The sequence below is a fragment of the Methylobacterium sp. 001424705 genome (assembly GCF_059816145.1).
In genome coordinates this window covers 266827-279485 of sequence record NZ_JCBANU010000001.1, presented here as the reverse complement: position 1 = coordinate 279485, position 12659 = coordinate 266827, and the positions used below count along the sequence as shown (strand labels likewise).

General features: G+C 69.2%; 9 protein-coding genes and 1 riboswitch. Of the genes, 7 read left to right on the top strand and 2 right to left on the bottom strand.

Translation table 11 applies throughout. The annotated features are described in order from the left end of the window. Nucleotides 1-95: 95 nt before the first annotated feature. Nucleotides 96-1202 carry an alkene reductase gene (locus tag AC6EUL_RS01300; protein ID WP_499868393.1) on the top strand — a complete coding sequence of 369 codons (1107 nt, stop codon included), beginning with the start codon at nt 96-98 and terminating at the stop codon, nt 1200-1202. 48 nt (nt 1203-1250) lie between these two features. After that, on the top strand, nt 1251-2051 hold the full coding sequence (locus AC6EUL_RS01295) for a hypothetical protein (RefSeq protein WP_499868391.1): 801 nt from the start codon (nt 1251-1253) through the stop codon (nt 2049-2051). A 12-nt stretch (nt 2052-2063) separates the two neighbouring features. On the opposite strand, the gene AC6EUL_RS01290 is transcribed toward AC6EUL_RS01295, so the two are convergent. Then, entirely contained in the window at nt 2064-2369 is a 306-nt protein-coding gene (locus AC6EUL_RS01290) for a hypothetical protein (RefSeq protein ID WP_056211561.1), read from the bottom strand. Beyond that, nucleotides 2366-4663: an FdhF/YdeP family oxidoreductase gene (locus tag AC6EUL_RS01285; RefSeq protein ID WP_499868390.1), complete on the bottom strand. Its 2298-nt coding sequence runs from the start codon at nt 4661-4663 to the stop codon at nt 2366-2368. Before AC6EUL_RS01285 ends, AC6EUL_RS01290 begins: the two co-directional genes overlap by 4 nt. A gap of 307 nt (nt 4664-4970) precedes the next feature. Here AC6EUL_RS01285 and AC6EUL_RS01280 point away from each other — a divergent pair, with 307 nt between their 5' ends. The 5 genes from AC6EUL_RS01280 (at nt 4971) to AC6EUL_RS01260 (ending at nt 12515) form a co-directional block, all read left to right on the top strand. Continuing rightward, nucleotides 4971-5282: a hypothetical protein gene (locus AC6EUL_RS01280; protein WP_056273520.1), complete on the top strand. Its 312-nt coding sequence runs from the start codon at nt 4971-4973 to the stop codon at nt 5280-5282. A gap of 76 nt (nt 5283-5358) precedes the next feature. Further along, nucleotides 5359-5560, top strand: a riboswitch (cobalamin riboswitch). A gap of 108 nt (nt 5561-5668) precedes the next feature. Next, the gene (locus tag AC6EUL_RS01275; protein ID WP_499868389.1) at nt 5669-7837 is read left to right on the top strand and encodes a TonB-dependent receptor; all 2169 of its coding nucleotides are present in this window, start codon (nt 5669-5671) and stop codon (nt 7835-7837) included. A 38-nt stretch (nt 7838-7875) separates the two neighbouring features. Beyond that, nucleotides 7876-8277, top strand: a complete 402-nt coding sequence (locus AC6EUL_RS01270) for a hypothetical protein (RefSeq protein WP_156389577.1) — start codon at nt 7876-7878, stop codon at nt 8275-8277. Nucleotides 8278-8320: 43 nt separating this feature from the next. Beyond that, the gene (locus tag AC6EUL_RS01265; protein WP_499868386.1) at nt 8321-9697 is read left to right on the top strand and encodes a PepSY-associated TM helix domain-containing protein; all 1377 of its coding nucleotides are present in this window, start codon (nt 8321-8323) and stop codon (nt 9695-9697) included. A gap of 493 nt (nt 9698-10190) precedes the next feature. Beyond that, the gene (locus AC6EUL_RS01260) at nt 10191-12515 is read left to right on the top strand and encodes a TonB-dependent receptor family protein (RefSeq protein WP_499868384.1); all 2325 of its coding nucleotides are present in this window, start codon (nt 10191-10193) and stop codon (nt 12513-12515) included. Nucleotides 12516-12659: the final 144 nt, after the last annotated feature.

Below are 12659 nucleotides of genomic sequence, written 5' to 3'. Positions count from 1 at the left end.
CTCCTGCGCGGGAACACCCTCCGGCGCCGCTGCTTGTCCCGCCTGAAGCCCGGCGCGCCTGCGCGCCCGGCCCCATCCAGGACACAGCCGACCGCATGAGCCCGATCCTTCAGCCCTTCACCCTGGGCGACCTCACCCTGAAGAACCGCGTCGTGATGGCGCCGCTCACCCGCAGCCGCTCCTCCACCGAGGGCGTCCCGCCGGACTTCGCGGTGGATTACTACGCCCAGCGCGCCAATGCCGGCCTCATCATCAGCGAGGCCACCAACATCTCGCCCCAGGCGGTGGGCTACGCCTACACGCCGGGGATCTGGAGCGACGCGCAGGTCGAGGCCTGGAAGCCCGTCACCGCCGGCGTGCACGCCAATGGGGGCCTGATCTTCCTCCAGCTCTGGCACACGGGCCGGATCTCGCATCCCGACGTGCAGCCGGGCGGACAGCTGCCGGTGGCCCCCTCGGCGCTCAAGCCCGAGGGCACGGCCTTCACGGAATCCGGCATGCAGCCGCACGTGACGCCGCGGGCGCTGGAGACGGACGAGATCCCGGGTATCGTCGCGGATTACCGCCGGGCCGCCGAGAATGCCAAGCGCGCCGGCTTCGACGGCGTCGAGATCCACTCGGCCAACAACTACCTGCTCGAGCAGTTCGTGCGCGATTCCACCAACCACCGCACCGACCAGTACGGCGGCTCGATCGAGAACCGCCTGCGCTTCCCGCTGGCCGTGGTGAAGGCCGTGACCGAGGTCTGGGGCGGGGGCCACCGGGTCGGCATCCGCCTGTCGCCCGCCACCACCGAGCCCGGCAAGACCCCCCTCGACAGCGACCCGAAGGCGACCTTCGGCGCCTACGTGGAAGCCCTGAACGGCTTCGGCCTGCTCTACGTCCACACCATCGAAGGCGTGACGCAGCAGACCCGCGACGTGCCGGACTCGGTAAACTTTGGCCAGATCCGCGAGCGCTTCCAGGGCGCCTATATCGGCAACAACCAGTACACCCTGGAACTGGCCGAGAAGGACCTCGCGGACGGCCGCGCCGACCTGTTCAGCTTCGGCCGCCCCTACATCGCCAACCCGGACCTCGTGCAGCGCCTGGAGGCCGGCGCGCCGCTCGCCGAGGCCCCGAAACAATACTGGTACGGCGGCGGCGCCAACGGCTACTCGGACTGGCCCGGCATGAACGGGCCGGTGGCGATCAAGCGCTGAACGGGCAAGAATCACAGTTTAGGGTTGAGTGGAGATACTTCGTAAGAAATGGCTGCCACGCTCGGAGCCATGACGATGCGTGGATTTCAGGTGGCCTTCGTTGTGTTCGGCCTCATTGGCGCCGCCCTCTCGGGCGGCGCCGTGAGCGCGGCGCCGAGCGTGCAGGTCATCTATCTGCTGCCAGCCGACCGTCAGGAGTCCGAGAGTTACCGGCGTGCTGCCGAGTTCGGAGTCAGGCATTTTCAAGCTTGGCTAAGCGATGCGCTCAGGGGCCCGACCTTTCGCCTTGCAGATCCGGCGGTGCGCATCGTCCGGTCCGAGAAGAACGCAGCTTGGTTTCGCTCCACCCAACGACACACCGGCTACAGCGCATTCTATCGCAATACGGTGGATGAACTCTTGCGTATGGGCGTTGTCCGATTCAACGATCCCGCCTCACGCTTTTTGGTCTACGTCGATGCTGACCATGCCTGCGGACAATCCGGCGCTGGTGGCAGTGGCGTCGCCGTTGTCTCGGCCAACGACCTTCGCGGCTTATCTGGCGAGCGTATTGTTCCTGCCTGCGACAGGGCGAATGGAGCTGAAATTGCGGGAAGGTGCCGCTGGATCGGCGGTATCGGGCATGAGTTTCTGCACACGATCGGATTGATGCATCCGGACCGGTCACCAGCCTGCCAAACTGCCCAGTGTCGTGCCGAGGCCTTGATGATGCAGGGCTATATCACCTATCCGCGTGCGATTCTGCTCGATGAGGAGAAGGCGCAGCTTCTTCGCTCGCCGTTCATCGAGACGGGTATCCGGACGGAAACCCGTGACTGCACCGAGGTGATCGCCCCCTCGGTCCGCTGACCCTCGAACAACCTAACCATGCAGCTGCGCCAGCACCGCATCCCCCGCCGGGCTGGCAACGTAGCGCGTGCGCTGGGTCCGCGCGTTCCGGTCGGTCAGGGCGAGGAGCCCCGCCTCGCTCGCCAGCGTCTCGACGGCGCGCAGCACCAGGGCGTGCTCCAGGTCGAAGACGCGGGCGAAGCTGCGGCTGTCGCGGGCGAGGTCGAGGTGGAGGGCGGCGAGAATGCCGGCCTCCAGGGTCGAGAGTCCGGGCTGGAGGGCGACCACCGCGTCGGTGGCCGCCAGGAAGGTCTCCGCGTCGGCCGGCGGTTCGCTCATGCGGCGGCCGGCGCGCGCAGGCGCACCAGCACCGACTTCGAGGTCGGCGTGTCGCTGCCCTCGCCGAAGGTGGAGAGCGGCACGAGGACGTTGAGCTCCGGGTAGTAGCCGGCGAGCGATCCGCGCGGCATGTCGAAGGGCACGAGGCGGAAGTCCTCGGCCACCCGGGTCACGCCGTCGTCATGGGTGCCGACGATGTCGACCCGGTCGCCCGTTCGGGCCCGGATCTCGGCCAGGTCGTCCGGGTGTGCGAAGACCACGCGGCGCTCGCCGTAGACGCCGCGGTAGCGGTCGTCGAGGCCGTAGATCGTGGTGTTGTACTGGTCGTGGCTGCGGAAGGTCTGGAGCACGAAGGTGTCGCTCGCGCGCTTCGCCCGCTGGTGCTCCGTCGCCTCGGGCAGGGGATCGGTGGAGAAGTTGGCCCGGCCGGTCGGCGTCTCGAAGCTGCGCTCGGCGGCGAGGTTCTTCAGCATGAAGCCGCGCGGGCGCCGGACGCGCAGATTGTAGCCGGTGAAGCCCGGGATCGTACGCTCAATCAGGTCGCGGATGCGGTCGTAATCGTCGGCGAGGGCCGCCCAGTCGACCCGCGCGGAGCCGACCGTCGCCGCCGCCATGCCGGCGATGATGCCGATCTCGGAGCGCAGCTCGGCCGAGGCCGGCTTGTTGATGCCGCCCGAGCCGTGGACCATGCTCATGGAATCCTCGACCGTCACGATCTGGGTCTTGCCCTTCGCGTTCCGGTCGATCTCGGTGCGGCCGAGGCAGGGCAGCAGGTAGGCGACGCGGCCCGGCACGAGGTGCGAGTGGTTGAGCTTCGTCGCGATGTGGACGGTGAGTTCGCAGGAGGCCAGGGCCTTGGCCACAAGGGTGGTGTCCGGCGTGGCGCGGGCGAAGTTGCCCCCGAGGCCGATGAAGGCCTTCGACGAGCCGTCGAGCATGGCCCGGATGGCGGCGAGCACGTTGTGGCCGTGCGCGCGCGGGGCGGTGAAGCCGAATTCCCGCTCCAGAGCGTCGAGGAGGGCGGCCGGCGGCTTTTCGTTGATGCCGACGGTGCGGTCGCCCTGCACGTTCGAATGGCCGCGCACCGGGCACAGGCCGGTGCCGGGGCGACCGACATGGCCGCGCAGCAGCATCACGTTGGCGAGTTCCCGGACGGTGGCCACCGAGTGGCGGTGCTGGGTCACGCCCATGGCCCAGGTGCAGATCACCTTGTCGGCGGCGAGATAGACCTCGGCCGCGACCTCGAGGTCGGCCCGGGCCAGGCCGGACTGGTCCTCGATGGATTCCCAGGGGGTGGCGTCCACGGCGGCCCGGTAGGCCTCGTAGTCCGCGGTGTGGTTGCGCAGGAAGGTCCGGTCGAGCAGCGACGGCTGACCGACGGCCAGGGCCGCATCGTCGGCCGCGAACACCGCCTTGGCGATGCCCCGGAACGCCGCCATGTCGCCGCCGAGGCGTGGCTGGTAGTAGTGGCTCGCCACCGGCGCGCTGGCGCCGCGCAGCATCTCCACGGTGTTCTGCGGGTCGGCGAAGCGCTCCAGCCCGCGCTCGCGCACGGGATTGAACACCACGACCTTCGCGCCGCGCTGGGCCGCCCGCCGCAGGTCGCCGAGCATGCGCGGATGGTTGGTGCCGGGGTTCTGCCCGACGACGAAGATCGCGTCGGCTTTCTCGAAATCCTCCAGCAGCACGGTGCCCTTGCCGACGCCGATGGCCGCCTGGAGGGCGATGCCGCTGGCCTCGTGGCACATGTTGGAGCAGTCGGGGAAGTTGTTGGTGCCGTAGTGCCGGGCGAAGAGCTGGTAGACGTAGGCGGCTTCGTTCGAAGCGCGGCCCGAGGTGTAGAACTCGGCCTGGTCCGGGTGGTCGAGCCCGCGCAGGGTGGCGCCGATTTCCGCGAAGGCGGCGTCCCACGTCGTGGCGACGTAGCGGTCGCTGGCCGCGTCGTAGCGCATCGGATGCGTCAGGCGGCCCTCGCCCTCCAGGGCGTAGTCGGTCCAGCCGCGCAGCGCGCTCACGGTGTGCTTGGCGAAGAACTTCGGCGGCGTGCGCTTGTCGGTGGCCTCCCAGGACACCGCCTTCACGCCGTTCTCGCAGAACTCGAACGAGGACCCGTGCGCCGGATCGCCCCAGGCGCAGCCGGGACAGTCGAAGCCGTCGGGCTGGTTGGCCTTCAGCATGGCGCGCGCACCCGACAGGGGCGCCCGGCTTCCCAGCAGGTGCTTGCCGCAACTTTTCAGGGCCCCCCAGCCGCCAGCCGCGGAGGAGCGCTTCGGGGTCGCGACCGGATGATCCATGACGGGGTCCTGGGGGGCAGGGCTCGCATGGCCGACGATCGGCCGCGAAGCGGAGCAGTCTCGCCCCAGCGATATCGCGATGCACAGCGCGCGCTCAATCGCGCGAAAACGCAGGCCAGTCATGCCGTTAGGGGTCCCATGCGTTTTTTGCAGAGCCGATGAAGACCGGGTTAAAACCGTTCCAGGCCGCAATGTGGACAATCGGGACCTTCCTCTCCGGCCCCGGTCCCTGGCGGAGGGCGGGTCGATCGCCTAACCCTCGGGCCGGATCGGCCGCTGGAAAGCGGGGAAGACGGGAGCGGGGGAGATGCGGACGCCGGTGAGGATCTTCGCGGCGGCGGCCGTCGGCCTCGCGGTCGGCCTCGCGGTGATGGCGCATGACCGGCAGATGGGCGCCGAATGGGCCGTGTCGGCCGAGCAGATCGCCGACGCGCAGGCCTACGGCAAGCCCGGCGTGGAGCTTCCGCCGGGCCACATGGTGACCGCGCCCCAGCGCAGCGAGGGCGCGGAGCGCCTTCCCCTGAAATGGATCCTCCTCGGCCTCGCGGCCGGTGGCGCGGTCCTGGCCGGCACGGGCCACCGGCGCGCGCCGGCGCGGAAACCGGATGACCGACCCTGACGCCCGACGCCTGTCGCCTGCCGGGCACACCGGCCCGAAAACCCCGCGCGGCCATTGACGCCGTCACCGCGTGTCGGGCTTCCTGGCGTCGGACGGTTCCTCCCCGGAGGATCAAAAGGGAACGCGGTGAGGAATTTTGTTCCAACGCCGCGGCTGCCCCCGCAACTGTAAGCGGCGAGTTCCTCATCAGCACGTCACTGGGTGTCTCGACATCTGGGAAGACGATGAGAGGGCGGTGACCCGCGAGCCAGGAGACCTGCCGTCAGTCGTGGTCACACGCGAAACGCATCGGGCGGGGTGTCCTGGTGGGTGTCGGGGCGGATGCCGTGCGGCATCCGGGCCGGCCTCGTTCGCGGTGACGTGCCACAGACGTCGCCCGAGGTCCCATGTCGTCCTCCCGTTCTCGATCGTTTCCCCGTTCACGGCCCACCGCCCGATCCTGGCTCCTCGGCGCCTGCGCCGGTTTCCTGCCCTACGGCGCCGGTATTCCGGACGCGTTCGCCGAGACTGCGCAGGCGGACCTCGCCGAATTGTCCGTGACCGCCGAGGCCCCGGCCAGCGGTGGCCGCGGGCCAGCCGCCCATGCGGGATTCGTCGGCGGCGTCACCGGCATCGGCGGCGGCCTCCGCAGCGTCGATGCGGCGAGCGCCGGCGTGATCTCGGGGGCGGCACTCAACAGCCGGCCGATCACCCGGCCCGGCGAGGCGCTCGAGAGCGTGCCCGGCCTCATCGTCACCCAGCATTCCGGGGAGGGGAAGGCCAACCAGTTCTTCCTGCGCGGGTTCAACCTCGACCACGGCACCGACATCGCGCTTCACGTGGACGGCATGCCGGTGAACATGCGCACCCACGCCCACGGCCAGGGCTATGCCGACCTGAATTTCCTGATCCCGGAACTCGTCGGCGCGGTCGAATTCCACAAGGGACCCTACTTCGTCCGCGACGGCGACTTCGCCTCTGCCGGCTCGGTGCGGATCGACTATCTCGACACGGTCGCGCGCAACCTCGCGCTGACGTCGCTCGGCAGCTTCGGCTACAAGCGCGCCCTCAGCATCGCCTCCGCGCCCCTCGGCGAAGGCCACCTGCTCGTGGCCGGCGAGGCCCAGACCTATGACGGCCCCTGGGACGTGCCCGACCGCCTCGCCAAGCTGAACGCCGTCGTCCGCTACAGCCAGGGCACGGCCCTCGACGGCTTCGCGCTAACGGGCATGGCCTACTGGGCCAAGTGGAACGCCACCAACCAGATCCCGGAGCGCGCCGTGGCGGAGGGGATCATCGGCCGCTTCGGCTCCCTGAATCCCACGGACGGTGGCGACACCGGCCGCTTCTCCCTCTCGGGCCGCTGGAGCCGGACGACCGACGCCGGCATCACCCGGGCGAGCGGCTATGTCATCCGCTACGGCATGAACCTGTTCAACGACTTCACCTACTTCCTCAACGATCCGGTGAACGGCGACCAGTTCCGCCAGCGCGACAGCCGGGTGCTCGGCGGCGGCGAGGTCAGCCACACCGTCGAGGGCACCCTGTTCGGCTTGGCCGTGGAGAACGAGATCGGCCTCCAGACCCGCACCGACGCCATCCGGGTCGGCCTGTTCAACACCACGGCGCGGCAAACCCGCTCGACCGTGCTCGATGACCGGGTGCTGGAGGCGAGCGCGGCCCTCTACGTCGAGAGCCGGATGCGCTGGACCGACTGGCTGCGCACCAGTGTCGGCGTGCGCGCCGACGGGTTCTCCGCCGATGTCCGCTCGGACACGCCGGCCAATTCCGGCACGGCCCGGGACGGGATCGTCAACCCGAAGCTCGGCCTCGTGCTGGGACCCTGGTTCGACACCGAGGTGTTCGTGAATTACGGGGGCGGCTTCCACTCGAACGATGCCCGCGGCGTCACCGCCACGGTGGATCCGGCGAGCCCGCTCTTCAACATCAGCCGCTCGCCCTTCCTCGTGCCTTCGACGGGCTCGGAGATCGGCCTGCGCAACCGCAGCCTCGCCGGGCTGGAGACGGCGGTGACGCTGTTCCAGCTCGACTTCGCCTCCGAGAACCTGTTCCAGGGCGACAGCGGCACCACCGAGCCGAGCCGTCCCACCCGCCGCTTCGGCGTCGAATGGACCAACCGCTACGCGGTGACGCCCTGGCTCTCCCTGGAGGGGGACCTGACGGTGACGAATGCCCGCTTCGCGGACCGCGACCCCGTCGGCAACCGGGTCCCGGAGGCGCCCACCACCATCGCCTCGGCCGGGTTCACCTTCGGCGAGGGGCCGGGCTGGTTCGGAGCGATGCGCCTGCGCTACTTCGGGCCGCGGCCGCTGATCGAGGACAATTCGGTGCGCTCGCGCCCGACGGCGCTGGTCAACGGGCGGGTCGGCTACAACTTCGACAACGGAATCAGCCTGTCCCTCGACGTGTTGAACCTGACCAACGCCCAGGCCGACCAGATCACCTACTTCTACACCTCCCGTTTGCCCGGCGAGGCGGCGGATGGCGTCGCGGACCGGCACTTCCACCCCGTCGAGCCGACGGCGGTGCGCCTGACCCTGGCGGGGCGGTTCTAGGTCACATGCCGGGTGAAAGTCTGTGAGATGACTTTGCCATGTTGACGAAGCGTGGAACCACAGCTTACGCGGCTGTCATGCGTGCTTGGCGGCCAGATTGGGGATTCTGCCGTGCGGTCATCGCCCTGACCGTCCTCTACGCGCTTTGCCTGCAGGCGTTGCTGGGCTCCATGGCGCCCGTGCCCCAGCTGAGCTTCAACACCATCATCTGTGCCGAACACGCCGGAACGGACGCTCCGGCGGACGCGGCACTGCCCTGTCGGCATTCGTGCTGCACCCTGGTGCAAGCCGTCATGGTGCCCGTTCTGGTTCTCGCCTTCGTTGCCGTGCGCTGGTCGCCCGGCGATGCGGTGCTCCGCGCCTGGCGGACCGGAGACCCGGGAACCGCACGGGCGCCGCCCGATCCATCCGTCAGTCCCCGAGGTCCGCCGACCGCCTGATCGATCCGTTTGTCCCAGATCGCTCCGTGCCGGACCCCCAACCATGTCTCAGTCCCTCCAGGGTGACGCGACGGCCTTCCGCGCCGTCGTTTCTGCCCGCCCGATGCAGGATGCCGTCTATCGCGCCGTCTGGCGCTGGCACTTCTACGCCGGCCTGCTCTGCCTGCCCGTCCTGATCCTGCTCTCGGTCACCGGCTCGCTCTACCTGTTCAAGGACGAGGTCAACGCGACCCTGTTCGCGTACCGGACAAGGGTCGCCGTGCAGGCGAGCCCGCCCGTGGGTGTGGACGTCCTGCTGTTCAACGCCTCCGAGGCCGTGCCGACCGCCGTACCGGTCTCGTTGACCGAGCCCGCCGATCCGTCCGCCTCCGCGGTCGTGACGATGGCCGAGGGATCCCGCAGGATCCTGGTCTACCTCAACCCATACGACGGCTCGGTGCTGGACCGGGTCGCCCGGGACGACGAGTTCATGATGGTGGTGCGAGGCCTGCACAGCCTCGCCTACTTCGGACCGGTGGCCAACGGACTCATCGAGGTCGTGGCCGGGTTCACGATCATCCTGGTTCTGACGGGCCTCTATCTCTGGTGGCCGCGCCAGCAGGGCGGCGGGGTCGTGCGTCTCCGCGGCACGCCCCGCAGGCGCGTTTGGTGGCGCGACCTGCACGCCGTCACCGGTCTGGTCGCCGGGGCCGGAATCTTCTTCCTCGCCCTGACCGGGCTGCCCTGGTCTGCCTGGTGGGGCCAGCACCTGCGCAGCTGGTCCAACGCGGCCGGCGTCGGGCAGCCCAGCGCCCTCTGGGCCAACAAGCCCATCTCGACCGTGCCCATGCGGGAGATGCTCACCACCACCGGATGGGCCATGGAGGACGCTCCGCTTCCGACCTCGCAGCCGGCCGCCACCCCCACCATCGGGCTCGCGCGCGCCGTCGACATCCTGCGAGCCCTCGGGATGCCGCGCGGCTTCGAGGTCTCCCTGCCGTCGGGGGAGACCGGCGTCTACGCCGCGGCCGCCTACCCGAAGGACGTGACGGGGCAGCGGATGATCTCCCTCGACCAGTACACCGGCACGCCGCTGGTCGACGTCCGGTTCGCGGACCTTGGCGGGGTCGCCCGCGCCATCCAGTACGGCATCGGCCTCCACAAGGGCGAGCACTGGGGTCGAGCCAATCAGTTCGCGATGCTGGCCTTCTGCCTGGCGACCATCCTGCTCGCCGTGACCGCCGCGACGATGTGGTGGAAGCGGCGCCCCGCCGGTCGCCTCGGCGTACCACCGTGGCCACGCGACCGGCGTGTCGCGGCCGGCGTGACCCTGATCGTCCTCGTCCTCGGGGCCCTGTTCCCCCTGACCGGGCTCGTCATCCTCGGCATGCTGCTGCTCGACCTCGGCTTGCAGGCGCTGCGAACCCAGGCGAGGACCTGAGGCAGCCGAAACGGGCGGCGTTCCCGTGCACCCCATCCTTCCCGTGCTGATCGGCCGCCGCGGCATCCTCGGCGTCGTCCTGATCGCGCTCGCGCTCTGGACACAGGTGCTCGCGCCGGCGGCGGCCCTGCGCATGCTCGCGGCGATGTCCGATCCGCTGCGCAATCCCATTCTCTGCGGCCCTGCGGTCGATGGGGGCGAGGAGGTCCGTTCGAACGTGGGGGTGCCCGCCCCGGCACACCCGGGCTGCGCCCTGTGCCAGTTGTGCTGTGCAGGGGTCGCCCTCCCCACGCTGCCATCGGGCCCGGCCGCCATACGGAGCGTGCACTGGCATCCGGTATCGTGGCCGATCCCCCCTCCCACGCGCACACGGCCTCCGTCCCGTTGCCTGGGGCAGCCCCGGGCTCCGCCTCACCTCGTCTGATCGCCGAACCACCCTTCCTCACCGCAGCGTGCCTGCGCAGCGTCCTCCCCGATCCGTCGAGCTTTCCCCATGTTCCCGTACCCAAGCGCCCGCCGGCCCATGCGCGCCCTGGCGATCCTTCTCGGCGCAAGCCCGCTCGCGATCGCGATGGCGCAGGCCCAGACCGCCGGTCAGGCCGTGACCCTGGAAGAGCTCTCCGTCGAGGGCCAGGGCGGTGGCGCCGGACAGGGGCGGGGTCGGACTGCCCTCTCGCCCGCCGCCGCCGCCGCACCGACACCCATCGACCGCCCCGTCGGCGAGGTCGTCACCAGCCTCGGGCGAGACGGCATCATCGAGAACCGTCCGGCCACCAGCATCGGGTCGGTTCTGGCCAACAGCCCCGGCGTGACCGTGCGCCAGGGCAATGGCGGGCGCGACGTGGTGATCTCCATCCGGGGCAACAATGCCCGCTCCACCGGCGTGATCAAGAATACGGTCGTGCTGGAGGACGGCTTCATCCTGACCCAGCCGGACGGCGCCTCACGCTTCGACCTCGTCGATCCGCGCGCCTACGGCCGCATCGACGTGTTCCGCGGTCCGCAATCAGCGCTCTTCGGCAACTACGCCACCGGCGGCGCGCTCGCCTTCCGCACCCGGACGGGCCGCGAGATCGACGGCTTCGAGATCGGCACCGATGCGGGCAGCTTCGGCTACCTCAGCAATTACTTCACGGTCGGCGGCGTCAGCGGCCCCGTCGAGATCAGCCTGTTCGCGAGCGATGTCCGTGCCAACGGCTATCAGGATCACGGTTCCTACGACACGCAGACGGTCAACCTGCTGGCCAATTACACGCCGACGCCGGACAACCGCTTCACCCTGAAGGTGATCAACAACACGCTCAATGCGAATCTGCCGGCCCGGTCCTCCCTGAACCAGTATCAGATCAATCCCTACCAGCGCGGTTGCGGCACGGCGGCGCTGGCGGCGCCGGGGTGTACCCTGACGAACCTCTTCGTGAATGGAGCCTTCGGGCGGACGGTGGGCGTCACCGCCGATGAGGCAGGGTTCGGGCGCGACGACCGGCGCACCATCGTCGCCCTGCGCTGGGAGCACGACATCGACGCGCAGACGACTTGGCGCACCCAGCTCGGCTTCGACGAGCGCAACTTCAACCAGCCCTTCTATACGACCTCCTCGCGCGGCTCCTATCCATCCTGGAACTTCCTCACAGACCTGACCCGGCGCTACGATCTGTTCGGGCTGCCCGCGGTGGGCTACGTGGCGCTGGCCTACAACACCATCGACAACCACATCACGACCTTCAATCGCGCGCCCGGCGGTGGTCCGCTGCTCGGTGCACTCATTGGGAACCAAGAGGCCGTCCAATCCAACCTCGGCGGGCGGGCCCGTACCGAGGTGGCGCTCTCCGAACAATGGACCGGCGTCGTCGGCGTCAGCGCGGAGAACACCGCGATCACGGGACGCAACGTCGCCTACGCCTATTCGGCCTCAGGCGTGACCACGACCGTCGCCGATGCCAACCGCAGCTTCCTCAACGTCGCGCCCGAACTCGCCCTGGTCTATCGGCCGACCCCGGAATGGGCGGTTCGGGGCCGGGTCGCGACCGGCTACACGACCCCGGCCGCGAGCAATCTCTTCATCACCGCAGCCGGCCTCCCCGGCAACAACATCCAACTTCGCACGCAGGAAAACCTCGGCTTCGACCTTGGCGTCGACTGGAGCCCGAGCGAGACCCTGCGCCTCAGCGTGACCGGCTTCTACGAGTTCTTCCGGAACGAGCTCGTGTCGCAATCTCCCGGCGCCGGCCTGATGAGCTACACCTTCAACGCGCCGGCCTCCGAGCATCGCGGCATCGAAGTGGCGGCCGATTGGGCGTTCGCACCCGGGTGGCGCGCGGTCGCCGCCTACACGTTCGACGACCAGATCTACACGCGCTACGTCGAACGGCTGAGCGCCGGATCTCTCAGCCGCCAATTCGACCGCTCCGGCAAAACGATCCCCGGTGTCCCGGCCAACCAATTGCTCGCCCGCATCGGATACGATGTCCCGGCCGGACCGCTCGCCGGCCTCGGAGCGTTCGTCGAGACCGTGTTCCAGGACGACTTCTTCATCGACAACGCCAACCAGCTCAGGGCGCCGGGCTATACGATCGTCAACGCCAACATCCATTACGCCACGGAGCTCACGAGCGGCTATGCCAAGCGCTTCACCGCCTATGCCGAGGTGCGCAACGTCTTCGATACCGTCTACGTCGCTTCGGCGCAGAACCTCGCGAATTCCATCAGCGCGACCACGGGCCTGCAGAACGGTGCGAGCGTCCTCGCAGGAACCACGGGGTCAGTGTTCGCCGGAGCGCCCCGTACCATCATCGCGGGAATGAAGCTGGCGTTCTGACCGTCCGGCATCGGATGATCCGCAGGTTCGGCAACGTTCTCTCATCGAGGAAGGGAGCCGAACAGGCCTGTCCGCAAACGCGTCCTCCGCCTCGACCATCGTTATCGTGGCGTCGAACGCTGCGCTTGCCCCCTGATCGATAGG